This window comes from Nocardioides sp. SRI_004, from assembly GCF_057586415.1.
The window spans coordinates 181,472-205,494 of the sequence record NZ_JBYCZV010000009.1 but is presented as its reverse complement, the minus strand read 5'-3'; the positions used below and the strand labels follow the sequence as shown (position 1 = coordinate 205,494).

General features: G+C 73.3%; 20 protein-coding genes. 11 read left to right on the top strand and 9 right to left on the bottom strand.

The features are described from left to right. The first annotated feature begins 33 nt into the window (after positions 1 to 33). From AC2YHB_RS14580 to AC2YHB_RS14570, 3 genes are all read left to right on the top strand, one after another. Complete coding sequence (locus AC2YHB_RS14580) at positions 34 to 1,647, top strand: acyl-CoA carboxylase subunit beta (RefSeq protein ID WP_179647758.1); 1,614 nt, start codon at positions 34 to 36, stop codon at positions 1,645 to 1,647. Continuing rightward, positions 1,644 to 1,907: an acyl-CoA carboxylase subunit epsilon gene (locus AC2YHB_RS14575; RefSeq protein ID WP_051931477.1), complete on the top strand. Its 264-nt coding sequence runs from the start codon at positions 1,644 to 1,646 to the stop codon at positions 1,905 to 1,907. Before AC2YHB_RS14580 ends, AC2YHB_RS14575 begins: the two co-directional genes overlap by 4 nt. 73 nt (positions 1,908 to 1,980) lie before the next feature. Next, complete coding sequence (locus tag AC2YHB_RS14570; RefSeq protein WP_487354193.1) at positions 1,981 to 2,334, top strand: DUF4345 family protein; 354 nt, start codon at positions 1,981 to 1,983, stop codon at positions 2,332 to 2,334. A 31-nt stretch (positions 2,335 to 2,365) separates the two neighbouring features. Here the strand turns inward: AC2YHB_RS14570 and AC2YHB_RS14565 are convergent, their stop codons facing one another. Continuing rightward, on the bottom strand, positions 2,366 to 3,481 hold the full coding sequence (locus AC2YHB_RS14565; RefSeq protein WP_036541254.1) for an epoxide hydrolase family protein: 1,116 nt from the start codon (positions 3,479 to 3,481) through the stop codon (positions 2,366 to 2,368). A gap of 95 nt (positions 3,482 to 3,576) precedes the next feature. Between AC2YHB_RS14565 and AC2YHB_RS14560 the strand changes: the two genes are divergently transcribed. From AC2YHB_RS14560 to AC2YHB_RS14550, 3 genes are read left to right on the top strand one after another with little or no spacing between them, the layout of a single operon-like run. Next, positions 3,577 to 4,575 carry a helix-turn-helix transcriptional regulator gene (locus AC2YHB_RS14560; RefSeq protein ID WP_179647760.1) on the top strand — a complete coding sequence of 333 codons (999 nt, stop codon included), beginning with the start codon at positions 3,577 to 3,579 and terminating at the stop codon, positions 4,573 to 4,575. A 10-nt stretch (positions 4,576 to 4,585) separates the two neighbouring features. Continuing rightward, positions 4,586 to 6,256, top strand: coding sequence for a DUF885 domain-containing protein (locus AC2YHB_RS14555; RefSeq protein WP_487354192.1), 1,671 nt, complete (start codon positions 4,586 to 4,588; stop codon positions 6,254 to 6,256). After that, the gene (locus AC2YHB_RS14550) at positions 6,253 to 7,338 is read left to right on the top strand and encodes a DNA glycosylase AlkZ-like family protein (RefSeq protein WP_179647762.1); all 1,086 of its coding nucleotides are present in this window, start codon (positions 6,253 to 6,255) and stop codon (positions 7,336 to 7,338) included. Before AC2YHB_RS14555 ends, AC2YHB_RS14550 begins: the two co-directional genes overlap by 4 nt. 2 nt (positions 7,339 to 7,340) lie before the next feature. Here the strand turns inward: AC2YHB_RS14550 and AC2YHB_RS14545 are convergent, their stop codons facing one another. Then, the gene (locus AC2YHB_RS14545) at positions 7,341 to 8,582 is read right to left on the bottom strand and encodes a hypothetical protein (RefSeq protein ID WP_179647763.1); all 1,242 of its coding nucleotides are present in this window, start codon (positions 8,580 to 8,582) and stop codon (positions 7,341 to 7,343) included. Continuing rightward, positions 8,575 to 9,087, bottom strand: coding sequence for a sigma-70 family RNA polymerase sigma factor (locus AC2YHB_RS14540; protein WP_308645464.1), 513 nt, complete (start codon positions 9,085 to 9,087; stop codon positions 8,575 to 8,577). Before AC2YHB_RS14540 ends, AC2YHB_RS14545 begins: the two co-directional genes overlap by 8 nt. A gap of 90 nt (positions 9,088 to 9,177) precedes the next feature. Between AC2YHB_RS14540 and AC2YHB_RS14535 the strand changes: the two genes are divergently transcribed. Continuing rightward, positions 9,178 to 9,777 (top strand): Maf family protein, encoded by a 600-nt coding sequence (locus AC2YHB_RS14535; protein ID WP_179647765.1) that lies wholly within the window; start codon positions 9,178 to 9,180, stop codon positions 9,775 to 9,777. After that, positions 9,753 to 11,075, top strand: coding sequence for a hypothetical protein (locus AC2YHB_RS14530; protein ID WP_179647766.1), 1,323 nt, complete (start codon positions 9,753 to 9,755; stop codon positions 11,073 to 11,075). Before AC2YHB_RS14535 ends, AC2YHB_RS14530 begins: the two co-directional genes overlap by 25 nt. Here AC2YHB_RS14530 and AC2YHB_RS14525 read toward each other — a convergent pair whose 3' ends face one another. The 4 genes from AC2YHB_RS14525 to AC2YHB_RS14510 are packed head-to-tail and all read right to left on the bottom strand — an operon-like array spanning position 11,076 to position 15,208. Continuing rightward, positions 11,076 to 12,275: an acyl-CoA dehydrogenase family protein gene (locus AC2YHB_RS14525; protein WP_036541239.1), complete on the bottom strand. Its 1,200-nt coding sequence runs from the start codon at positions 12,273 to 12,275 to the stop codon at positions 11,076 to 11,078. A 49-nt stretch (positions 12,276 to 12,324) separates the two neighbouring features. Beyond that, positions 12,325 to 13,473, bottom strand: a complete 1,149-nt coding sequence (gene rffA / locus AC2YHB_RS14520; protein WP_179647767.1) for a dTDP-4-amino-4,6-dideoxygalactose transaminase — start codon at positions 13,471 to 13,473, stop codon at positions 12,325 to 12,327. Further along, a complete protein-coding gene (locus AC2YHB_RS14515; RefSeq protein WP_179647768.1) occupies positions 13,470 to 14,255 on the bottom strand; it encodes a sulfotransferase domain-containing protein in 786 nt (261 codons plus the stop codon). The genes rffA and AC2YHB_RS14515 overlap by 4 nt, the downstream gene beginning before the upstream one ends. Further along, positions 14,252 to 15,208, bottom strand: coding sequence for a glycosyltransferase family 2 protein (locus tag AC2YHB_RS14510; protein WP_179647769.1), 957 nt, complete (start codon positions 15,206 to 15,208; stop codon positions 14,252 to 14,254). The genes AC2YHB_RS14515 and AC2YHB_RS14510 overlap by 4 nt, the downstream gene beginning before the upstream one ends. Before the next feature lie 121 nt (positions 15,209 to 15,329). Here AC2YHB_RS14510 and AC2YHB_RS14505 point away from each other — a divergent pair, with 121 nt between their 5' ends. After that, complete coding sequence (locus AC2YHB_RS14505; protein ID WP_179647770.1) at positions 15,330 to 17,546, top strand: hypothetical protein; 2,217 nt, start codon at positions 15,330 to 15,332, stop codon at positions 17,544 to 17,546. Beyond that, complete coding sequence (locus AC2YHB_RS14500; RefSeq protein ID WP_179647771.1) at positions 17,543 to 18,763, top strand: lipopolysaccharide biosynthesis protein; 1,221 nt, start codon at positions 17,543 to 17,545, stop codon at positions 18,761 to 18,763. Before AC2YHB_RS14505 ends, AC2YHB_RS14500 begins: the two co-directional genes overlap by 4 nt. Here the strand turns inward: AC2YHB_RS14500 and AC2YHB_RS14495 are convergent. Then, positions 18,732 to 20,729 carry an acyltransferase family protein gene (locus AC2YHB_RS14495; protein ID WP_179647772.1) on the bottom strand — a complete coding sequence of 666 codons (1,998 nt, stop codon included), beginning with the start codon at positions 20,727 to 20,729 and terminating at the stop codon, positions 18,732 to 18,734. The two genes, AC2YHB_RS14500 and AC2YHB_RS14495, sit on opposite strands and share 32 nt — an antisense overlap. Before the next feature lie 158 nt (positions 20,730 to 20,887). Here AC2YHB_RS14495 and AC2YHB_RS14490 point away from each other — a divergent pair, with 158 nt between their 5' ends. After that, on the top strand, positions 20,888 to 22,684 hold the full coding sequence (locus tag AC2YHB_RS14490; RefSeq protein WP_179647773.1) for an acetyl/propionyl/methylcrotonyl-CoA carboxylase subunit alpha: 1,797 nt from the start codon (positions 20,888 to 20,890) through the stop codon (positions 22,682 to 22,684). 25 nt (positions 22,685 to 22,709) lie between these two features. Here AC2YHB_RS14490 and AC2YHB_RS14485 read toward each other — a convergent pair whose 3' ends face one another. Beyond that, on the bottom strand, positions 22,710 to 23,897 hold the full coding sequence (locus AC2YHB_RS14485; RefSeq protein ID WP_051931579.1) for a GGDEF domain-containing protein: 1,188 nt from the start codon (positions 23,895 to 23,897) through the stop codon (positions 22,710 to 22,712). Positions 23,898 to 24,023 lie beyond the last annotated feature (126 nt).

Sequence of the window (24,023 nt, the reverse complement as noted above, 5' to 3'; positions counted from 1 at the left end):
AACCCCGGGGTGCTGGAGAACGAGGAGGCCCCCTTGACCGCCCAGCCGCAGCCGGCAGAGATCGACATCCACACCACGGCCGGCAAGCTCGCCGACCTGGAGCGCCGGACCGACGAGGCCGTGCACGCTCCCGCCGCGAAGGCGCAGGAGAAGCAGCACGCCAAGGGTCGCAAGACCGCGCGTGAGCGGATCGAGCTGCTCTTCGACGAGGGCTCGTTCGTCGAGCTCGACGAGTTCGCCCGCCACCGCTCGACCGCGTTCGGGCTGGAGAAGACCCGCCCCTACGGCGACGGCGTGATCACCGGCTACGGCACGGTCGACGGCCGCCAGGTCTGCGTGTTCTCCCAGGACTTCACCGTCTTCGGTGGCTCGCTGGGCGAGGTCTACGGCGAGAAGATCACCAAGGTCATGGACCTGGCGATCAAGTCGGGCTGCCCGATCATCGGCATCAACGAGGGTGCCGGCGCCCGCATCCAGGAGGGTGTGGTCTCGCTCGGCCTGTACGGCGAGATCTTCAAGCGCAACGTCCACGCCTCGGGCGTGATCCCGCAGATCTCGCTGATCATGGGCAACTGCGCCGGCGGGCACGTCTACTCCCCCGCGGTCACCGACTTCACGATCATGGTCGACCAGACCTCGGCGATGTTCATCACCGGCCCCGACGTGATCAAGACCGTCACCGGCGAGGACGTCACCATGGAGGAGCTCGGCGGCGCCCGGGCCCACAACACCAAGTCCGGCAACGCCCACTACATGGCCTCCGACGAGGACGACGCCATCGAGTACGTCAAGGGCCTGCTGTCCTTCCTGCCGCAGAACAACCTCGACGAGGCCCCCGCCTACGACGAGCAGGCGGACCTCACCCCGACGGCCGAGGACCTGGCGCTCGACACGCTGATCCCGGACTCCCCGAACCAGCCCTACGACATGCACGACGTGATCACCACGATCGTGGACGACGGCGACTTCCTCGAGGTCCAGGCGCTGTTCGCGCCCAACATCATCACCGGCTACGGCCGCGTCGAGGGCCGCCCGGTCGGCATCGTGGCCAACCAGCCGATGCAGTTCGCCGGCACCCTCGACATCGACGCCTCCGAGAAGGCCGCACGCTTCGTGCGGTTCTGCGACGCGTTCAACATCCCCGTGCTCACCTTCGTCGACGTCCCGGGCTTCCTGCCCGGTGTCGACCAGGAGCACCTCGGCATCATCCGCCGCGGCGCGAAGCTGATCTACGCCTACGCCGAGGCCACCGTCCCGCTGGTCACGATCATCACCCGCAAGGCCTACGGCGGCGCCTACGACGTCATGGGCTCCAAGCACCTCGGCGCCGACATCAACCTGTCGTGGCCCACCGGCCAGATCGCGGTCATGGGCGCCCAGGGCGCGGCCAACATCGTCCACCGCCGCACCCTCAACGAGCTCGCGGCCGGCGGTGCCTCCGCCGAACAGGTCGAGGCCAAGCGCGCCGAGCTGATCGACGAGTACGAGACCACCCTGGCCAACCCCTACATCGCGGCCGAGCGCGGCTACGTCGACGGCGTCATCATGCCCTCGGAGACCCGCGCCGAGGTGGTCAAGGCCCTGCGCCTGCTGCGCACCAAGCGCGAGACCCTGCCGCCGAAGAAGCACGGGAACATCCCGCTGTGAGCGACGTCCAGGAGACCGTCGAGGCGGCCACGCAGCCCGAGGAGCCGGCCCAGCCGCTCCTCCGCATCGTCACGCCCGACACCACGCCGGAGGAGGTGGCCGCGATCGTCGCGGTCCTCTCCGCCCTCGGCGGTGGCGCGCCCGCGCCCGAGCCGCCGCGCTCGGAGTGGGCGAACCCGGCCCGCCAGGTCCGCTCCACGCCCGGACGCACCCTCGCCCAGGGGCGTGGTGCGTGGCGGGCGAGCGGCCTGCCGCGCTGACGGGTCCCCGGCCCGCGGCCGATGACCTCGCAGGTCATGGCCCCGGGCACCGGACCGGGCGCACGATGGCGCCATGAACCCGCTCATCGCGACGGGCGCGGCGGCGTACGCCGGGCTCGGCCTCGTGTCCTTCCTCAAGCCGGGCGTGGTGCCCGCCGTGATCGGCTCCACCGCCCCGAGTGCGGACTCGCGCACCGAGATCCGGGCCGTGTACGGCGGCCTGCCGCTCGCCTTCGCCGCGACCCTCGCGACGAGCCCGGCCTCGGCGACGGCGATCGGCGTCGCGACGGCCGGGATGGCGGCCGGCCGGGCCGGTTCCGCGGCCTTCGAGGGCCGGCCGAGCGCGAAGATGGTCGGCCTCTTCGCGCTGGAGGCGGCGGTCGCCGGTGCGCTCCTGTGGGGTGCCCGGACGCACCGCAGCGCCTGACCGGAGCGGCCAGGCGCTGCGACGGGGACCGTCAGGCGAAGAACGCCCGCAGGTCGGCGACGACGTCCTGCGGCACCTCCATCGCCGCGAAGTGCCCGCCGGCCGGCAGCTCCGACCAGTGGTCGATGCCGGTGTTGTCGCGCTCCGCGAGCGAGCGGATCGTCTGGAAGTCGTCCTTGAACACCGCGACCCCGATCCGGCCGGCGCTGACAACGGGCTCGGCACCCGAGCGCTGCTCGTCGTAGTAGTAGCGCACGGCCGAGGCGTAGGTGTTCGTCAGCCAGTAGAGGGTCGCCTGGGCCAGCACCTGCTCCGGCGTGACCAGGCTGGTGCCGTTGCCGAAGCTCTCGAGGAGCTCGCTGTAGGCCAGGACGGCGACCGGTGAGTCGGCGAGGCCGGCGGCGATCGTCTGCGGGCGGCTCGCGTTCATCGTGTTGTAGCCGCCGACCGACTGGAACCACTGCATGTGCTCGAGGGCGGCGTACTCCTTCGGGCCGAAGGCCTCGAACTCGGCCGGGTCGCCGCTCGGGAACGAGAAGAGCTGCAGCACGTGCGCGCCGCGGAAGCCCTCCGGGTCGGTGACGGCGAGCTCGCGCCCGACCATCGCGCCCATGTCGCTGCCGTGCACCCCGTAGGCGTCGTAGCCCAGGCGCCGCATCAGGACGTCGTACGCCGCTGCCGCGCGCTTCGCCGTCCATCCCGCGTCGGCGACCGGGGTCGACCAGCCGAAGCCCGGCATCGACGGGATGACCAGGTGGAAGGCGTCCTCCGCGCGACCGCCGTGGGCCTCGGGGTCGACGAGCGGCTCGATCATGTCGACGAAGTCGAGCACCGAGCCCGGGTAGGCGTGGGCCAGCAGCAGCGGGGTGGCGTCGGCGTGGCGCGAGCGGACGTGGAGGAAGTGGATCCGCTGGCCGTCGACGTCGGTGACGAAGTTGTCGTAGGCGTTGAGCCGGGCCTCGACGGCCCGCCAGTCGAAGTCCTGCCACTGCTCGACCATGGAGCGGAGGTAGGACTCCGGGGTGCCGTGGTCCCACGAGTCGCCGGGCGCGGCCGGGGCGAAGCGGGTGCGGGCGAGGCGCTCGCGCAGGTCGTCCAGGTCGGCCTGCGGGACGTCGATGACGAAGGGGGTGATCTGCTCGGTCATGGTCGTGCCTTCCGGTTCTCGGTGGGGGTTCCCTCCTTGGTGTCTCCGACGTTAGAAGCGATACCGGAACACTTCTTTCCTGTTAAAACAGGTGGGTGCAGACAACTTCCGGGCGTGTCCTCGAGCTGCTGGGCCTGCTGCAGTCGCGGGTCGAGTGGACCGCCCCCGAGCTCGCCGCGCGCCTGGGCGTCACCGAGCGCACCGTGCGCAATGACGTCACCCGGCTGCGGGAGCTGGGCTACCCCGTCGACGGCCTCCGCGGCCGGACCGGCCACTACCGGCTCGGCGTCGGTGCGAAGCTCCCGCCCCTGCTGCTCGACGACGAGGAGGCCGTGGCCGTCGCGGTCGGCCTCCGCACGCTGACCGGGGTCGCCGGCTTCGAGGAGAGCGGCGGGCGCGCCCTGACCAAGCTGGAGCACGTGCTGCCCGACCGGCTGCGCCGCCGGGTGACCGCGCTGCGCGACGCGACCGAGGCCGGCCCGGTCAACACCGACTCCAATGTCGAGGACCCCGAGGTCGACGCGGGCGTGCTCGCCGAGATCGCCGACGCGATCCGCGACCACCGCGGCCTGCGTGCGTTCTACGGCCCGCCGGGCGGCGAGGACGGGGAGGGCGAGGACGGGGACCGGGAGCGGGTGGAGATCGAGCCGTACCGCGTGGTCGCGTGGCAGCGGCGGTGGTTCGTGGTCGGCCGCTCGCCCGCGACCGGGGCGTGGGCGCCGTACCGGGTCGACTGGCTGACCCTGCGCCTGCCGGGCGGGCGCCACTTCGTACCCGCCGAGCTGCCCGGCGACCTGACCGAGCTCGTCGTGCGCGAGGTGGCCCGGACCGGCTGGGCCGTGCACGCCCGGCTGGTCATCGACGCCGCCCCCGAGGAGGTCCTCGCCCGGATCAACCCGGCGGTCGGCGTCGTCGAGCCGCTGCCCGACGGCCGGTGCGTGCTGGTGACCGGTGGCGACAGCCTCGAGATCGTCGCGGTGTGGATCGGCATGCTCGGCATCGACTTCACCGTCGAGTCGCCCGCGGCGCTCGTCGACCACCTCCGGGTCCTGGCGGAGCGATATGCCGGTGCGGTTGTCGGGAGCGCTGGCTAGGGTCGCCCGCATGACGCGACTCGTGGACGCCCGCACCGACCAGTTCGTCGAGGACCTGGCCGCGCTCGACCCGCTCACCGCGACCTACGCCGGCATCCCCGGCCACGAGGGCGAGCTGCCGGACCTCTCGCCCGACGGCTTCGCCGCCCGCGAGGAGCTGCACCGCCGCGCGCTGGCCGACGTCGCGGCCCTGGCCAGCGCCGACGAGCGCGAGGAGGTCGCGAAGAACGCCTTCCTCGAGCGGGTCGGCCTCACCGTCGAGCGGGCCGACGCCGGCGTCGAGCGCAGCGAGTTCTCCGTCATCAGCAGCGCCGCCCACGCCGTGCGCGAGATCTTCGACCTGATGCCGACCGAGACCGCCGAGCACTGGGACGCCATCGGCGACCGGCTCGCCGCCATCCCCGCAGCGCTCGAGGGCTACCGCACGACGCTCCTCGAGGAGGCCGCCGCCGGTCGCGTCTCCGCCCGGAGGCAGTACGCCGAGGTGGCGAGCCAGGTGCGCGGCTGGACCGGCCAGGAGGGCGCCGCGGGCGACTACTTCCTGCGGGCGGTGGCCGAGGCGCCGGAGTCGGCCCGTGACGCGCTGACGACGGCGGCACAGGCCGCCTCGGCGGCGTACGCGGAGTTCGGCCGGTTCGTCGAGACCGACCTGCAGCCGAGGGGCCGCGAGACCGACGGCGTCGGCCGCGAGACCTACGCGCTGGCGTCGCGCTACTTCCTCGGCGCGGCCGTCGACCTCGAGGAGACCTACGCCTGGGGCTGGGAGGAGCTCAAGCGGATCGAGGACGACATGGCCGCCACCGCGCAGCGGATCGTCGGCGGCGGGTCCGTCGCCGACGCGGTCGCCGCCCTCGACGCCGACCCGGACCGCGACTGCGGGAGCCGCGAGGCCTTCCAGGCGTGGATGCAGGCGAAGTCCGACGAGATCCTCCGGGCCTTCGACGGCGTCCACTTCGACATCGCCGAGCCGATCCGCACCCTGCAGTGCAAGGTCGCGCCGATCGACGACGGCGGCGCCTGGTACTCCCCTCCCTCCGAGGACTTCTCGCGCCCCGGCACGATGTGGTTCTCCTTCACCGACGACCACGAGCACTACTCCACCTGGCGCGAGACCACGACCGTCTTCCACGAGGGCGTCCCCGGCCACCACCTGCAGTGCGCGCAGGTCGTGCACCAGGCCGAGCTGCTCAACCGCTGGCAGCGGCTGCTGTGCTGGGTCAGTGGCCACGGCGAGGGGTGGGCGCTCTACGCCGAGCGGCTGATGGACGAGCTCGGCTACTTCGACGACCCGGGCGACCGGCTCGGCTTCCTCGACATGCAGGGCTTCCGCGCCGCGCGCGTCATCGTCGACATCGGCGTCCACCTCGGGCTCGAGGTGCCGAAGGACAACCCGTTCGGCTGGCGACCGGGCGAGGTCTGGGACGCCGACCGCGTCCTCGAGTTCATGCGCGCGCACTCGCGGATGGACGACGGGGCGCTGAGGTTCGAGGTCAACCGCTACCTCGGCTGGCCGGGCCAGGCGCCGTCGTACAAGGTCGGCGAGCGGATCTGGCTCGACGCCCGCGCCGACGCCCAGGCCCGCCACGGCAGCGACTTCGACCTCAAGGCCTTCCACACCGCGGCGCTGAACCTCGGCTCCATCGGCCTCGACCCGCTCAAGGCGGCGCTGGGCCGGCTGTGACCCACCTCGACCCCGGCCAGGCGCGACGGATCGCGCTGCGCGCCCAGCTCCTGGACGCGCGGCGCAGCCGCTCGGTGGCCGAGGTCGTGGAGGAGCTGACCCTGCTGCAGGTCGACCCGACCGCCGCCGTGGCGCCCAGCGTGGACCTCGTGCTGTGGTCGCGCCTGGGGGACGAGTACGAGCACTCCGACCTCACCTTCGCCCTCGAGACGGAGCGCTCGCTGGTCGAGCACTCGTCCTTCGTCCGGCCCGTCGACGACATCGGACTCGTGCTCGCCACGACCACCGCCGACCTCCACCCGCGGGTCCTGGCCTGGGTGGCGGCCAACGACCGGTTCCGGGCCGACGTACTCGCCCAGCTCGCCGCCGAGGGGCCGCGGACCGCCGCCGAGATCCCCGACACCTGCCAGGAGCCGTGGGCATCCAGCGGCTGGAACAACGACAAGAACGTCAACCGGATGCTGGAGATGCTCACCCTGCTGGGGGACGTCGCGATCAGCGGCCGCCGCGGCCGGCTCCGCGTCTACGACCTCGCCGAGCGGGTCTACCCCGCCGACCTGGTCGTGCCGTCGTACGACGACGCGCGGGCCGCGCTCGACCGACGGCGGCTGGCGTCGCTCGGCATCGCCCGCGCGACCGCCAAGGGCAACGGCGGCGAGGAGCTGGGCGCGGGCGGCGCCGGCGAGCCGGCGACCGTCGAGGGGGTCGACGGCGAGTGGCGGGTCGACCCGGACGCACTGGCAGCCGCGGACGAGCCGCTCGAGGGCCGCTGCGCCTTCCTCTCGCCCTTCGACCGCCTCGTCTACGACCGCGACCGCGCCCGCGAGCTCTTCGGCTTCGACTACGTCCTGGAGATGTACAAGCCCGCGGCCCAGCGCCGCTGGGGCTACTTCGCCCTCCCCATCGTGTACGACGACCGGCTGGTCGGGAAGCTCGACGCGAAAGCCGACCGCAAGGCCGGCCTGCTCCGCGTCCACGCGGTACACGAGGACTTCCCGTGGGAGCCCGCGATCGGCGACGCCGTGGAGGCGGAGCTCGACGCACTGGCGGGGTGGCTGGGGATGGCGCTCACCCGGGCGTGAGCTCACCGGGTCGCGAAGCGCTCCCAGTGGCTCCCACCGTCGGCGCTGCGCCACACCTCGCCGTCGGCACCGGGCACCCAGAGGACGGGACCGTCGAGGTACTCGACGAGGAGCGGAGCGGCATCCGAGTTCCCAGTGACACCCGGCTGGTCGCTGGCGACCGGCTCGAGGGTGTCACCGACGACGCGCCACACTCCGGCATCGAAGCCCTGCCCGATGTCGTCCCAACGGGTGGCCAGCACGCGGACCTCCCCGTCCTGGAGCCAGGCGGCCGTCGTGGTGACGTGGCTGTCGGGCACGTCGATCGGGGTGCGGGTCCAGTCGGCCGGCGTCGCGGACGGAGCCCGGTCGACCACGTCCAGCGGGAAGAGCGTGGCGCCGTCCCCGCCCTCGATCACGGCGTGGTCCTGGCCGACGGCCGTGAGGACGAGCCCCGGCAGGAAGGAGCCGGACAGGTGGTGACGCTGCCAGGTCGTGCCGCCGTCGTCGCTCCAGTGGTAGTCGATGCCGTCCGCCGCCGAGGCGAACCCGGCCAACCGCAGGCCGAACCAGGTGACCTGCTGGAGCCCGTCGGGCGCGGTGACCGGGTGTCCCGTGCCGTCGCTGCCGACCGCGACCAGCCGGTGCTCCGCCGTGTCGGGGTCGAGCGTGTCGACCGGGACCTCCCCCGCGGCGAGCGGCCCCTCAGCCCCGCTGATGCGGACCGCTTCCTCGCGCCCGTCCGTCGAGACGAGGGCGATGCTGGAGTCGCCCCACCCCCGGCGCACGACGAACCGCCCTTCCGGACCCGCGGTGACCTGCGACCCCGACGGCAGCTCGATGAGCCGCCGGGTGGCGAACCCGTCGTCGGTCACGGCGAGCACGTCGCGCACCTCGCCGTCCTGCCACAGCGTCGCCATCGCGTCGGTGTCGCCCGGCGCCACGGCCAGGGCCAACGGCGGTCCGTCCTGTCCATCGACGAACGCGGCGAGCGCGGCCTCGGACGTGCTGTCGCTGGTCGTGGTCGGCCCGGGACCGACCGGATCGGGCGGGCCGGAGGTGTCCTCGCCACCGACGACCTGCACCACCCCCATCACGCCCGCGACCGCGAGGGCGGCGGCGCCGACGGCCGCGACCTGGCGGCGGGTACGGCGGGCTCGACCACGGCGGGCGAGGACGGCGAAGTCCGGGACGGTGGCCGCCTCGGCGGCCTGGCGGGCGACGACGGCGGCGTCGTCGCCGAAGAGCTGGTCGACGTCAGTCACGGGAGCCTCCGTGGACGAGGGGGTCGGTGGTGAGCGCCGCGGCGAGCGCGATCCGGCCGCGGCTCAGGCGCGCCTTCACGGTCCCGACCGCGACACCGAGGGTCTCGGCGACCTCCGCGACCGGGAGGTCCGCCAGGTAGTGGAGCGCGAGCGACTCGCGCTGCGCGGCCGGCAGCGTCCGCAGGGCGGCGACCAGGGCGAGCCGGTCGTCCGACAGGTCGGCGTCACGTCGTACCTCCGGACCGGGACGCCGGCCCAGTCGCTCGGCGATCGCCGACCTGCGCCGGCGGGTGCGCGCGACGTTGACGGCGACGGTGCGCAGCCACGCCTCCGGCCGCTCCACCCGCTCGAAGGTACGACGGGAGGCGACCGCCCGCGCGAACGCCTCGGCCACCACCTCCTCCGCCTCGGTCAGGTCACCGCAGACGGCGTACAGCTGGCCGACCAACCGGCGGTAGCTCGCGTCGAAGCACCGCTGGATCGGGTCCTCTGGCTCCTCGGCCACCGCACCTCCTGGATCGCTGCGCATCGTGTCATCCGTACGACCCGCACGTGCGCCGAAAGGTTGCGCCGACCCGCTGGTTAGGGTGAGCGGGTGCCGCAGCTCGTCCTCGCCTCCGCGTCCCCCGCCCGGCTGGCGACCCTCCGCAGCGCCGGCTTCGAGCCGCGGGTGGTCGTCTCCGGCGTCGACGAGTCCCAGGTCTCGGGCGTCCCGCCGGCCGAGCTCGCGCTGCGCCTGGCCCAGCTGAAGTGCCGCGCCGTCGCGGGCGGCGAGGACATCGCGTCGGACGCGCTCGTGCTCGGCTGCGACTCCGTCCTCGAGCTCGACGGTGAGGCGCTGGGCAAGCCGGAGGACGCCGACGAGGCGGTCCGGAGGTGGCAGGCGATGCGCGGGCGCTCCGGTGTGCTGCACACCGGGCACTGCCTGCGCGACGTCGCTGGCAGCAGGGAGGCCGCGGCCACGGCGTCGACCACGGTGCACTTCGCCGACGTGACCGACGACGAGGTCGAGGCGTATGTCGCGACCGGCGAGCCGCTGCACGTCGCCGGCGCGTTCACCGTCGACGGCCTCGGCGGTGGCTTCGTGACCGGCATCGAGGGCGACCACCACAACGTCGTCGGCGTGAGCCTGCCGCTGCTCCGCGGCCTGGTCAGGGAGCTCGGGCACTCGTGGACCGGTCTCTGGGCGCGCTGACGACCCTCGCCACCGTCGTCCTCCTGGCGGCGGCACCCGCGGCAGCAGCTCCGGACGACGACCCCGGGCCCGCTCTCGCCGGCACCCCGGTCAGTGGCAGCACAGGCCCCGACGGCGCGCCCGAGCTGACGACCGGTCGCTATCTCGACCACCTGCCGCCGCGGGGCGGCCTCTCCTACGTCCTGCCCCGCACCGCCGAGGGCAGCACCTTCCACGTCGCCGCGATGTTCGTCGGCGCGGGCGACTCGGTGGGCGAGGGTGTCCGGATCGAGGTCGGTACGACGCCGGGCGACAAGGGCTGCGGCAGCGGCGGCGTCTTTCGGCCGACCCTCGGTGAGACCGATCCCGTGCTCTTCACCAATGTGTCCACGTGGACCGACGTCGACGACCACCGGTGCGCGACGGCCGACCGGCTCTGGTTGACCCTCGGCGCCGCGGACGACCCGGCGGACGCCGGCCGCGACGTCGAGCTGCTCGTCTACGAGGAGCCACCGCTGTCCGACTACAACCTCGACCTGCTGCCCGAGCCCGAGCCGCTCGCGTGGGCCCCGCTCACGCCGACCGCGCCCCGCGACGTCCCCGTCGGTACGACGCCGACCAACGCCCCGGTCGTGCGCGACGGCAGCTACGCGGTGGTCCTGCGCCCCGGCCGGACCGCGGTGCTCGCCGTCCCGCTCGACTGGGACCAGTCGCTGCAGGCCCAGCTCGACGCCCGGCTCCCCGCGGGCTCTCCCACGCCCGACGGCATCACCGTCGACGTGGTCAGCCCGCTGCTCGGCACCAGCGAGGTGTCGTTCACCGCCGGCCGGCCCGACGACTGGACGGTCCCGCTCGACGGCCGCGGACCGCTGCGGATCGGGGCGCAGTCGCAGGTGGTGGCCTACGGCAACCGCGACTCCTACGACGCGACCTTCACCACCGAGGCGCTCGCCGGCATCCACTACGTCGTGGTCCGCTGGACGGGCACCGACGAGGCCGGTCCCGGCGCCGCCGGCCTGCGGGTGCCCGCGACGCTCACCCTGCACACGACCGGCGCGGCGGGCGACGGCCTGCCCGCCTACACCCCGGCGACCGGTCTGGTCGGCCCGCAGGCGACCTCCCGGCTCGTCGACGGCACGCTGCGCGAGCCCGCCGCGGTCGAGCCGGTCGCGGAGCCGGCCGAGGATCCCGTCGTACCGCTGGGCGGGCGGGGGCTGGCGGCGGCCGCGATCGCCGGCGGGCTCGCCGTGCTGGGCCTGGTCGTGCTGCGGCACCGCCGCGCGCACCCGGGTCGGGCGCGCGGCCGGCACCGCACCTGACTACTCGACCGGCAGGCCGAGGCCCCGCGCGATGAGCATCCGCTGCACCTCGGAGGTGCCCTCGCCGATCTCGAGGATCTTGGCGTCGCGGTAGAACCGGGCGACGGGGTACTCCTCCATGAAGCCGTAGCCGCCGAAGACCTGGGTGGCGATCCGGGTCGCGGTCACGGCGGACTCCGTGGCGTAGAGCTTGGCCACCGACGCGGCGTGCTTGAACTCCTTGAGCGACGGCCCGCGGCCACCCTCCATGGCGTCCTTCATCGCGGCGGCCCGGTAGGTCAGCATCCGCGAGGCGTGCAGCATGACCTCGAGGTCGGCGATCTGGAAGGCGACACCCTGCTTGCGGCCGATCGGGCCACCCATCGTCTGGCGGTCGAGGGAGTACTCGACGCAGAGGTCGACGCAGGCCTGGATCAGGCCGACGGCGAGCGCCGCGATCGCGACCCGGCCGTCGTCGAGGATGGCGAGGAACTGGGCGTAGCCGCGGCCGCGGTCGCCGACCAGGTTGTGCTCGGGGACCCGGCAGTCGGTGAACGACAGCGGGTGGGTGTCGGAGATGTGCCAGCCGAGCTTGTCGTAGGGCGGCTCGGCGACGAAGCCGGGGGTGCCGGCCGGGACGATGATCGCGGAGATCTCGGGCTTGCCGGACTCGGAGACGCCGGTGCGGGCCGTGACCGTGACCAGGCTGGTGATGTCGGAGCCGGAGTTGGTGATGAACTGCTTGCCGCCGTTGATCACCCACTCGCCGTTGTCGAGCTCGGCGCGGGTCTTCGTGGCGCCGGCGTCGGAGCCGGCACCCGGCTCGGTGAGGCCGAAGCCGGCGAGCCGCTGGCCCGTGACCAGGTCGGGCAGCCAGGTCTTCTTCTGCTCGTCGCTGCCGTAGGTGAGGATCGGGTTGATGCCCAGGCCGACACCGGCCTCGAGCGTCACGCCCATCGACTGGTCGACCCGGCCGAGCTCCTCGATCGCCAGGCACAGCGAGGTGAACGGGCCGTCCGCCGCCTCGAGCCCGGCGCCGCCGTACTCCTCGGGGGCGGTGAGGCCGAACAGCCCCAGCTCCCCCATCTTCTGGACCACGTCGGTCGGGAAGTGGTGGGCCTTGTCCCACTCCGCCACGTGCGGGCGGATGGTGGCCTCGGCGAAGTCCCGGACGGTGCGCCGGAACTCCTCGTGCTCGCGCGACAGCTCGAACTGGCTCATGCCAGCATCCTACGACGTCAGGTTAACGTTTGCTAACCCCCGAAAGAGGTCAGTCGAGCAACGATGCCCGCAGCGCCCCCACGACCCGGTCGGCCTGCTCCGCCGTGAGGTTGTTGAAGAAGGGCAGCCGCAGCAGCCGGCCCGAGACGTCCTCGGACACGGGGCACTCGCCGGGCACGTCCGCGAAGCGCCGGCCCGCGTCCGAGCTGTGCAGCGGGACGTAGTGGAAGGTCGGCTTCACCCCGCGCGCCCCCATCCCGGCCAGCGCCCTGTCGCGCAGCGCCTGGTCGGGGAAGAGCAGGTAGAACATGTGGAACGCCTGGCGCGCACCCTCCGGCACGACCGGCAGCGTCAGCCCGAACTCGTCGGCGACCGGGGCCACCAGCTCGGCGTACCGGTTCCACACCGCCGCGCGCTTGCCGAGGATCTGGTCGTGCATCTCCAGCTGGCCGTAGAGCTGCGCGGCGAGGGTGTCGGAGAGACCGAAGGAGGACCCGGTGTCCTTCCAGGAGTACTTGTCGACCTGGCCGAGGAAGAAGGCCTGCCGGTTGGTCCCCTTGTCGAAGAGCACCCGCGCCCGGTCGACGTCCGCCGGGTCGTTGATGAGCAGCGCGCCGCCCTCGCCGCAGATGAAGTTCTTCGTCTCGTGGAAGCTCAGCGTGGCGAAGCGGCCGAAGCTGCCGAGCGGCTGGCCGTGCCAGGTCCCGAAGAGACCGTGCGCGTTGTCCTCGATCAGCGTCGCACCCGGCCACTGCGCCAGCACCTTGCGGATGCCGTCGAGGTCGCACGCGACCCCCGCGTAGTGCACGGGTACGACGGCCTTCACCCGCTCGTCCATGAGCGTGGCCAGGTGCTCGGGGTCCATGCCGAGGGTCCGCGGCTCGATGTCGCAATAGCGCAGCGTGGCACCCGCCCGGGCATAGGCCAGGGCGGTCGTGGTGAAGGTGAAGTCGGGGACCACGACGACGTCGCCGGGACCGATGTCGGTGAGCATGCCGGCCAGCTCGAGGGCGGCCGTGCAGGACGTGGTCAGCAGCACCTCGGTGGCCCCGCTCGCCTCGGCGAGCAGGGCACCGACCTTCTTCGAGAACGGCCCGGAGGCGGAGGTGTGCCCGCCGTCGAGCGCGGTCCGGACGTACTCCAGCTCGCGGCCCTCGATCGCCGGGACGTTGAAGCGGATGGTGTCCTGGGCGGTCATCGTGCCTCCGTGGTGGTGCCGGTGGTGGTTCGGGTCGCCCAGGGCAGGTCCCGGTGGAGCAGCCGGGACAGGGCGAGGTCGCTGTCGACGAAGTGGTCGCGCAGGGCGGTGACCAGGTCGGCGGGGAGGTCCGGCTCGTCGCCGGAGGACGCGTTCACCGGTCCGTCGGGGGGCGGCGGAGCGCTGGCGGGGTCGACGCCGACCGCGTCGTACACGGCCGCCAGGGCGGCAGCGCCGAGGTCGGCGTCGGTCACCTCCTCGAGGAAGCAGACGTGGGAGCTGTCGGGGAACGCCTCGAGCCAGGGGGCGAGGTGGTCGACGTACCGGCCGCGCTCGAGGTAGGCGTACGGCGAGACGGAGGTGAGCGTCGGGTCCCAGGGGCGGGAGCCCTCGAGGTTGTCGCTGAGGGCCTGCTCCAGCGTGCGCTCCTCCAGGCCGAAGCCGTGCGTGAAGCGGTAGTTGGAGACGGCGCGGGCGACCGGGTCGCGCAGCTGGGCGACGACCACCGGTGTGCCGAGCAGCGCCTGGGCCCGGCCGATCGCGGACGGGTGCTCGATGTAGCTGGTGGACTTCTCGCCGAGGACCGCCTCACCGGCGGCGTGGGCGAAGAAGGTGCGCCGGTAGCCGTCGAGGCCGGCCCCGAGGATGGCGTCGTCGAGGAACACCTTCGGCTCCGGCCGCGCCGGGCGGGCCATGGTGATGTCGGGGTGCGCGTCGAGCAGGCCCGCGAGGTAGGTCGTGCCGCAGCGCTGGCCGCCGATGACGAGGAGGTGGCGGGTCATCCGGCGCTGACCCGCTTCACGACGTGGTAGCTCTCGTGGGCGCTGACGGCGTTGAGCGTGCGCACGACGTACTCCCCCAGCATCGAGAGCATCCCGATGATGAACCCGTTGAACACGGCGAGGAGGACCACCAGGGTCGTCCACCCCTGGACGTCGCTGCCGAAGAACAGGCCGCGCAGCAGGTAGACGATGCCGATGAGGAAGGCCAGCCCGGCCACCGCGAAGCCCGCCATGGCGGCGACGCGCAGCGGGAAGGACGAGTAGGAGAACAGGATCGTGAAGACCAGCTTGAGGATCCGGGCCAGCGAGTAGTTGCTCTTGCCGACCGCGCGCGGCTCGTGCCGCACCGTCACGTTGGAGCGGTTGCTGGAGTAGAGCAGCGCCTGCCCGGTGATGTAGGGGTACGCCGTCCGGGAGGCGTTGATCCGGTCGACGACGTCGCGGCGCAGGATCCGGAAGTTCGAGACCGCCAGGTCGGTGGGCTGGCCGAAGATCCTGCGGTTCATCATCGAGATCAGCTGGCTGCCGATGCGCCGGTAGCCGGCCGCCTGCTTGCGCTCGAACTCCCCGAAGACCACGTCGCGACCGGTCATCGCCTCGTCGATGAGGACCAGCGCCTGGTCGGGCGGGTTCTGCAGGTCGTCGTCGAGGGTGATGACGTAGTCGCCGGTGGCCTCGCGGAAGCCGGCGAGGTTGGCGTTGTGCTGCCCGTAGTTGCGCAGCATGTCGAGGGCGACCACCCGCGGGTTGGCACGCGCCTTCTCGGAGATGACCTCCCAGCTGCGGTCGCGGCTGCCGTCGTTGACGAGGATGACCTCGTAGTCGAGGCCCGCCCCCTCGAAGGTCTCGACGATCCGGTCGACCGTCGTCCCGACGATCGCCTCGCTGTTGAACACGGGCACGACGAGCGAGTAGCGGAACCGCCCACGGTCGAGCAGGGCCGGAGTGGTCATCGGCGGCAGCGCCATCCCTTCCAGGGGTCGAGGTCCGCACGAGGATAACCGCGTGAGCGGTCCTGCCTCGAACCGTGATCGGCCATGGCGTGCACCGGAGCCGGTGGCATACTGCCCGGCGATGACCACACCACGGACCGGACTCGCCCGCGAGGTCGCAGTGCTGGCGCCGCCCGTGCTGGCCCTGCTCGCCCTCCTCCAGATCGCCACCGGCCCCGACACCGGCCACCTGGCGCTGGCGCGGGCCGGCCTCGTCGTGGCCGTGGGACACCTGCTCCCCGGCGCGGTCGTGTGGCGGCTGGTGCGCCCCGAGCGCGGCTGGCTGGTCGAGGACGTCGTCATGGGTCTCGGGATCGGCCTCGCCCTGGCGGTCCCCGGGCACGTGCTGGCGGTCGTCGTCGGCGTCCCGGCGCTGGGGATCGCACTCCCCCTGCTGGTCGGGGCGAGCGTGCTGGCCGTCCCGGCATCCCGCGCCCGCGTCCTCTCCCGACGCTGCGAGCCGCTCCCCTGGCTGTGGGGCGCCGCGACGTCCGCGAGCGCGCTGCTGCCGGCGCTCGGAGCCTGGGACGCCTGGGCGCAGCGCCTCGACGTCCGCGGCTGGACGGTCCAGTACGTCGACCTGCCCTACCACTCCGCACTGGCCCACGCGGTCTCCGAGCGGTTCCCGCCGCACTACCCGCAGGTCGCGGCCGAGCGGCTCACCTACCACTGGTTCGCGCACGCGTGGACGGCCCAGGTCTCCGCCGTCTCGGACACCGGGGTCGACCAGCTGCTGTGGCGCTTCAACCCGGCGCTCCTCGCGGTCGTCGTCCCCCTGGCGACGGCGGTGGTGGCCGTGCGGATCACCGGGCGCGCCTGGGCCGGGCCCGCAGCCGCGGCGGTCGCCTTCCTGCTCCTCGACGTCCGCCCCTGGGGCGTGTCCGGGCTCAGCAACCCGCTCGCGTCGCCGATGTCGCCGACCCAGCAGTTCGGGCTGCTCGTGCTGCTCACCCTGCTCGCGGTCCTCGTGCTCCGCTGGCGCGGGGAGGTCGGCGCCCGGGCCAGCCTGCCGGTCCTGCTCCTGCTCCTCGTCGTGACCGGCGGCTCCAAGGGCAGCATGCTCCCCGTGCTCGTCGCCGGAGCGGTCGCGGCGGCCGGTGTGCTGCTCCTGGTGCGCCGGCGTGACGCGCTCCGGGTCGTCGGCGCCGACGCTCTCCTGGCCGGGGTGACGCTCCTGGTGCTCAACCGGCTGATGTTCGGCGGCGGCGACGGCGGCGTCAGCCTGGACCTCGGCGCGGACTACGTCGCCGCGCGCAGCCAGGGCCTGCTCGGCCGGGAGGTGGAGCTCGCCAGCGCCCTGGGCGTCCTCGTGCTCGTCCTCGCGACGCTGCCCCTCGTGCTCGCCCTCCTGGGCGGGCTCGCCCTCGCCGTCGACCGGGGCACCCGCACCGACCCGGTCACCTGGCTGCTGCTCGGCGGCGGCGTCGCCGGCGTGGGCGCCGTGGTGGCGCTGACGCACCCGGGCGGCTCCCAGGGCTACTTCTACAAGGCGGCCGAGCCGCTGCTGGCGCTCGCCGGGGTGTGGGGCACGGTCGTGCTCTGGGAGCGGGCGGGGGCCCGCCCCCGCCTGGTCCTGGCCGGGGTCGTGACCGGCCCGGTCGCGCTGCAGGCGACGCTGCTCGCCTTCGACCACGGGCGTGCGCCCGGTGCCGGCGGGGCCCTGCTGTCGGTCGCGGTCCTGCTCGCCCTCGTCGCCGCCGGCGCGTACGCCGCCAGCCGCGCCAGCGGGGCCGGCCGGGCCGGGTTCGTCGCGACGGCCGCGCTCGCGCTGCTGGCCGCCGGCGTGGTGCCCACCGCGCACGCGGTCGTCGAGTGGGAGCGCCCGACCGCGATCGCCTCCGACCGACCGATCCCCACGGGCATCAACGGCACCGACATCCGGGTCCTGCGCTGGCTGCACGACCACTCGGAGCGCGGTGACCTCGTCGCCACCAACAAGCACTGCCTCGGCCGGGTCGCGGACCCGTGCGACCGGCGGCGCTTCTTCATCGGCGCCTACAGCGGGCGCGGTGTCGTGATCGAGGGCTGGACCTACAACCGCCGCGTGGCCCCGCTCTACCCCGACTACGGGACCGCGCAGTTCCGCGACGACCAGTTCTGGGACCAGGACCTGCTCGCCCTCAACGACGGCTTCCTCACCGCACCCGGCGCCGAGGGTGCCGCGGCCCTGTGGGACCTGGGCGTGCGCTGGCTCGTCGTGTGGCGCGACGCCCCGCACGCGGCCGACCTGGCGCCGTACGCCGAGAAGGTGCGCTCGGGCCGGACCCTCGACGTCTACCGCCTGACGCCGGCCGGATGAGCGCCCGGCGCGACACGTCCGCCCTCGCGGTCGCCTCCCTCGTCTCCGGCGCCCTGGCCTATGTCGTCTTCGCCACCACCACCCGCGCCCTCGGCACCGAGCAGGCCGCCCCGGTCGCGGTGCTGTGGACCTGGTGGGGCCTGTCGGCGGCGGCGATCACCTTCCCGGTCCAGCACTGGATGGCCCGGTCGGTGGCGGCCCACGGGGGCTTCGCGGCGGTGCGGGCGGCGCTGCCCTCCGTCGCCGGCCTGAGCCTCGCGGTCGCCGGCCTGGCGGGGGTCGTGGCGTGGTTGCTGCGCGACCCGCTCTTCCACCGCGACGACGCCGGCTTCCCGGCGCTGGTCGCGGCGCTGACCTTCGGCTCCTTCGCGATGGGCGCGGTCCGCGGTGCGCTGACCGCCCACGAGCGGTTCCGGGACCTCGCCGTGACCATCGTCGCCGAGAACGGCCTGCGCACCGTCGGCGTCATCGCCCTGTGGGCGGCCGGCGTCGACTCCCCACTCGCCTACGGACTCGTCCTGGTCGCGGGGCACGCCTGCGGTCTCGCGTGGACCTCCGCGCTCGCGCTCCCGGCCACCGGCGAGCCGGGATCGGACCCACGACGTTCGGCGCTCTCGCTGCTGGCCGGCGCCTCGGCGGGCCAACTGCTGGCCCAGTTCGTGCTGACGGGCGGGCCGCTGGTGCTCGCCGTGCAGGGTGGCGCGGCCACGGACGTGACCGCGCTGTTCGTGGCTTTGGCGGTGTACCGCGCGCCGTTCATCGTCGCCCTCGGCGTGGTGCCGCAGCTGACCGGTCGCGTCACCCGCTCCGTCGTCGAGGGTCGACACGACGAGGTACGCCGCCTGCGCCGGACGCTCCTCGCCGGCACCGCTGTGCTCGGCGCGGGAGCCGTCGCCGTCGGGCTCTGGGTCGCTCCCCCGATCGTCCGGCTCGTCTTCGGCGCGGACGCCGACCTCCCCGGCCGGCCGAGCGCGCTGCTGGCGGTCGGCAGCGTGCTCGCCGTCGCGAACCTGGTCGCGACCGTGCTTGCGATCGCCCACGGGCACGCCCGGATCGCCGCGGTCGGCTGGCTGGCCGGCATGGCTGGCGCCGCCGTGGTCCTCCTGACGGACCTGGCCGCGCTCGACCGCATCGGCACCGCCTTCCTCGTCGCCGAGGCGATCGCCTTCGCGGTGCTGCTGGGCGTCAGGAGCCCTCGAACGCCCCGGTCCGGCTGAGCAGGCGCCACACCGGGCGCTGGCGCGCCTTCACGTACGCCGCCGTGTAGTGGTGGTCGTCGCGCCAGACGACCTGGCCGTCGACCACCGGCAGGCACCACGGTGCGCCCTCGCAGAAGGCCGGGTTGAGGTTGAGCAGCTCGACGTTGGGGTGCTCGGCCGCCACGGCGGAGACGTAGCCGTCCACCGGGGTGCCGCCGTCGGGGACCGGCACGGAGCACTGGCCGAGGGTCGAGGCCGAGGCCAGGCAGTCGGTCGGGTCGAAGGTCTCGGGCATCACCAGCCGGGAGACGACCAGCACGTGGGGCACCAGCGCGCTCACCTTCTCCAGGGTGGCGCTCGTGGTCTCCCAGGTGAGCCTGTCCAGCGGCTCGCGGGGGCCGTCACGGCGGGACACCACGTCGCCCCACTCCTCGACGTCGTCACGCGGGCGGGCGAGGAGGATGACGACGTCCGGGTCGAGCTGGGGCAGCACGTCGTCGTACCAGCCCTCTCGTGCCCTGCGGCAGTCCTCGGAGCCCTCGGCGCCCATCTTCGAGTTCGTGAGCTCCTCCTGCCAGGTGCAGCCGGGGAGCACGTTGAACGACATGTCCCAGTCGCGGTCGCGGGCGAGGCGGCGGAACATCGGGACCATCATCTGGGCCTGGCTGTCGCCGACGAGCAGCACCCGGGTGCCGGCGCCGCGGTGATCGCGGCAGGCGTCGACGTCGTCGACCGTGCACGACTGGACCGCTCCGTGGTCGTCGACGACCTTCTTCCAGTCGATGTCGGCGGGCACCGACGCCCGGCCACCGGGCGCGCCCGACGCCGGCCCGGCCGCGGCCGCGACCTCCGGCCGGCGGTCCTGCTCGAGCAGGCCCGGCGCGACGACGACGGCGACCAGGGTGCTCACGGCGAGACCGGCGACGACGCTGGACCACCGGAGCCGGTCGAGCACGGCCGCCTTGCGGACCGGCATCTCGAGGACCTCGTACGACAGCGCCGCGAGGCCGGTGCTGACACCGGTGGCGAGGACGGCGATGACCAGCGGACCGGAGTCGAGGACGGTCGTCAGCGCGACGATGACGGGCCAGTGCCACAGGTAGGTGCCGTAGGAGATCTTGCCGAGGAAGACCGGGATCCTCGTGCCGAGCACCCGGTTCAGGGCGGCGCCCTCGGTCTGCGCCAGCGCCCCGAGGAGCACGACGGCCGCGGCGCAGGCGCCGAGCCCGCGCCACGACGCCGACACGTCGAGCAGGCCGCTGCCGAGGACGAGCAGCGCCAGGAGTGAGAGCCACCCGGCGGCGACGGCCACGCGGCGCGGGGTCGGCTGCGGTCGCCGCTGCAGCGCCAGGGCCAGGAGCACACCGGCCAGCAGCTGGTAGAGGCGGGCGTCGGTCCCGTAGTACGCCCGGTCCACGTCGACCCCGGCCCAGTACACCTGCGCGGCCACGGAGCAGACCAGCAGCGCGCCCACGATCCAACGGAGCAGCGCGACCCGCTTGAGGACCACGAGGAGCAGCACGAGCAGCGGGAAGAAGACGTAGAACTGCTCCTCGATCGACAGCGACCAGAAGTGCAGGAAGGGGCTCTTCTCGCTGTCCGCGGCGAAGTAGTCGCCGGCGGCGTCGGCGAAGTGCCAGTTCGAGTAGTAGAGCAGGGCGGAGCGCGCGTCACCGACCAGCGAGATCCGGGCAGGCACGGACCAGAGCACCGTGAAGACACCGGCCACGGCGACCACGACGACGACCGCTGCGGGCAGCAACCGCCGGGCGCGACGGGCGTAGAAGCGACCCAGCGCGAAGGAGTCCGTGCGCTCGACCTCGGCCAGGATCACGCTCGACACCAGGAAGCCGGAGAGCACGAAGAACAGGTCGACACCGACGAACCCGCCGGTCGCGAGCGCCAGGCCGGAGTGGAAGAGCACCACCAGGTAGACCGCGACGGTGCGGAGCCCGTCGAACTCGGGCCGGTAGGTGCGGATCACGCGGGCAGGCTAAGCGCTCCCCGGCACCGGACCCAAGCCGCAGCGGACGGCGTCGGCGTCCATGTGCCGAAGGGGCGCGTCGACCCCCGGCAGGTAGCCCCTAGACTGCCCGGGCAGTCGCACAACCGTTGTTACGCCACCGAAGCAGGAGAGTCCGCGTGCCTGAGACCAAGCCGTTGCAGAAGGTCCTCGTCGCCAACCGTGGCGAGATCGCCGTCCGGGTCATCCGTGCCGCGAAGGACGCCGGCATCGGCAGCGTCGCGGTGTACGCCGAGCCCGACGCCAACGCCCTGTTCGTCCGGCTCGCCGACGAGGCCTACTCCCTCGACGGAACCACCCCGGCCGACTCCTACCTCGTGATCGACAAGATCATCGACGTCGCGAAGAAGTCGGGCGCCGACTCCGTGCACCCCGGCTACGGCTTCCTCGCCGAGAACGCCCAGTTCGCCCAGGCCGTCATCGACGCCGGGCTGACCTGGATCGGCCCCTCCCCCGAGGCCATCGACGGCCTCGGCGACAAGGCCAAGGCCAAGCAGATCGCCCTCGCCGCCGGCGCCCCCCTCGCCCCGGGCCTCAAGGACCCGGTCGAGTCCGCCGACGAGATCGTCGCGTTCGCCAAGGAGCACGGCCTCCCGGTCGCCATCAAGGCGGTCTTCGGCGGCGGCGGCCGCGGCCTGAAGGTCGCCCGCACCCTCGAGGAGATCCCCGAGCTCTACGAGTCCGCCACCCGCGAAGCCATCGCCGCCTTCGGCCGCGGCGAGTGCCTGGTCGAGAAGTTCCTCGACAAGCCCCGCCACGTCGAGACCCAGTGCCTGGCCGACAAGTACGGCAACGTCGTGGTCGTCTCCACCCGCGACTGCTCCCTGCAGCGCCGCCACCAGAAGCTGGTCGAGGAGGCCCCCGCGCCGTTCCTGACCGACGAGCAGAACAAGCGCCTCTACGAGTCCTCCAAGGCCATCCTCAAGGAGGCCGGCTACGTCGGCGCCGGCACGTGCGAGTTCCTCGTCGCCGCCGACGGCACGATCTCCTTCCTCGAGGTCAACACCCGCCTCCAGGTCGAGCACTGTGTCTCCGAGGAGGTCACCGGCATCGACCTGGTCCGCGAGATGTTCCGCATCGCGGCCGGCGAGGAGCTCGGCTACGACGACCCCGAGGTCCGCGGCCACTCCATCGAGTACCGCATCAACGCCGAGGACGGCGGCAACAACTTCATGCCCGCCCCCGGCACCCTCACCAAGTGGAACCCGCCGCAGGGCCCGGGCATCCGCGTCGACGGCGGCTACGAGAACGGCGAGACCATCCCGGGCGCGTTCGACTCGCTGATCGCCAAGCTGATCGTCACCGGCCGCGACCGCACCCAGGCCATCGAGCGCTCGCGGCGCGCGATCGCCGAGTTCGAGGTCGACGGCATGCCCACCGCGCTCACCTTCGACGAGGTCATCGTCAACGACCCCGCCTGGGTCGCCTCCTCGAACCCGACCGGCGAGGGCTCCTTCGACGTCTACACCACGTGGATCGAGACCGAGTTCGACAACCAGATCGAGCCCTACAAGGGCACCGCCGGCGAGACCGACGAGCCCGAGGAGAAGCAGAAGGTCGTCGTCGAGGTCGGCGGCAAGCGGATCGAGGTCGTCCTCCCGGCCGGCCTGGGCGGCATCGCCTCCGGTCCCGCTGCCGGTGCGAAGAAGCCCAAGCGTGCCGCCGGCAAGAAGGCCGCCGCGGCCGCGTCGGGTGACGCCGTCACCTCCCCGATGCAGGGCACCATCGTCAAGGTCGCCGTCACCGAGGGCCAGGAGGTCGCCGAGGGCGACGTCGTCGTGGTCCTCGAGGCCATGAAGATGGAGCAGCCCCTCAAGGCCCACAAGGCCGGCACCATCACCGGCCTCACCGCCGAGGTCGGCGCCACCATCGGCAACGGCGAGGTCGTCGCCGAGATCAAGGACGCCAGCGCCTGAGCCCGCTGCGCGGGGCGGACGCAGGTCACGCCGTACGACGCACGGACGGCCCGGCCTCCCCGGCCGGGTCCGTCCAGCGCACGGCGTGCGCCCGCCCGGCGGCCTTGGCGCGGTAGAGCGCCTCGTCCGCACGGGCCATGGCCTGTCCGATGTCGTCGTCCGGCTGGACCGCGGCGAGGCCGAAGCTCGCCGTCGACGGCTCCGCTCCGCCGGACGCGCGGTAGTGCTGCGCGACGTCGGCCGCGACCTGCTCGGCGCGGTCGTCGAGGGTCAGCAGCACGAACTCGTCGCCGCCCAGGCGACCGACGAGGCCGCGGGCCCCGACGACCTCCTCGCAGGCGTCGGCGAAACGGGTCAGCGCGCTGTCGCCGGCGGCGTGCCCGAACCCGTCGTTGAGCTCCTTGAACCGGTCGAGGTCGGCGACGAGGACCGCGGGCGCCTGGCCGAGGCCGCCCGTGGCGATCTCGCGTCGCGCCAGGCGCAGGAACTCGTCGCGGTTGAGCAGGCCGGTCAGGCCGTCGCGGGTCGCACGGCGGCGCAGGTCGGAGGTCTGCTGCTCGTGGCTGAGCGCGGACATGCCGAAGGTGACGACGACCAGCAGGATCATCGTGAGCAGCGTGGTCGCCTGCGACCCGAAGCCGGCGAGGAAGACGGGGTGCCGCGGCCCGACGGCGACGAAGACGCCGGTCCGGGCGAGGTAGAAGGCGCCGATCGCGGTCGACGCGACCGCCATCGACAGCACCGCGAAGTGCACCTGCGCCCGGGACTCCGCCACCAGGTCCCGCTCGCCGAGGAGGCACCACAGCTCGACGGCGGAGCGGCTGATCAGCAGCGCCATCCCGGCGAGGTAGAACGCACCACCGGCCCACACGTCGTGCGCGGGGTCGTCGAGCAGCGACGCGGGCAGCACCACGGCCGGCCCGACGGCGAGCTGCCAGCGCGGCAGGGCCCGGCCCCGCAGCGAGCGCGCTCCCGCCCACACGCAGCCCGCGCCGAGAACGCCGGTGGCATTGCCGAGCGGGTTGGCGACGGCCTGGACCGGCGTGCCGTTGAGCACGAACAGCGACGCGCTGACGATGAACAGCCCGAGGGACACGCACCACCAGCCGCTGTAGGCCGACCGGGTGGACCGGTAGGTCGCGCCCCAGAAGAGCACCAGGACGCACGCCGCGACCAACCCGAAGGCGACGCGGAGGGTCAGGGTGTCCAGCACGTCCTCAGGCTAGGCACGCCCGTGTACGACGGCAGGCCGTTGCGTGAGGAGCCCGCCGATCATGACCGGACGAGGTGGCGCAATGGTCACTTCGAGCCGGGCCGTCGGCGCCGGTGCGGGACCTAG

Coding starts and splice junctions, on each gene's coding strand:
- AC2YHB_RS14565 (WP_036541254.1), bottom strand. CDS start 3,481: ATGACCGAGCAGATCACCCCCTTCGTCATCGACGTCCCGCAGGCCGAC.
- AC2YHB_RS14570 (WP_487354193.1), top strand. CDS start 1,981: ATGAACCCGCTCATCGCGACGGGCGCGGCGGCGTACGCCGGGCTCGGC.
- AC2YHB_RS14510 (WP_179647769.1), bottom strand. CDS start 15,208: ATGACCACTCCGGCCCTGCTCGACCGTGGGCGGTTCCGCTACTCGCTC.
- AC2YHB_RS14505 (WP_179647770.1), top strand. CDS start 15,330: ATGACCACACCACGGACCGGACTCGCCCGCGAGGTCGCAGTGCTGGCG.
- AC2YHB_RS14525 (WP_036541239.1), bottom strand. CDS start 12,275: ATGAGCCAGTTCGAGCTGTCGCGCGAGCACGAGGAGTTCCGGCGCACC.
- AC2YHB_RS14500 (WP_179647771.1), top strand. CDS start 17,543: ATGAGCGCCCGGCGCGACACGTCCGCCCTCGCGGTCGCCTCCCTCGTC.
- AC2YHB_RS14555 (WP_487354192.1), top strand. CDS start 4,586: ATGACGCGACTCGTGGACGCCCGCACCGACCAGTTCGTCGAGGACCTG.
- rffA (WP_179647767.1), bottom strand. CDS start 13,473: ATGACCGCCCAGGACACCATCCGCTTCAACGTCCCGGCGATCGAGGGC.
- AC2YHB_RS14515 (WP_179647768.1), bottom strand. CDS start 14,255: ATGACCCGCCACCTCCTCGTCATCGGCGGCCAGCGCTGCGGCACGACC.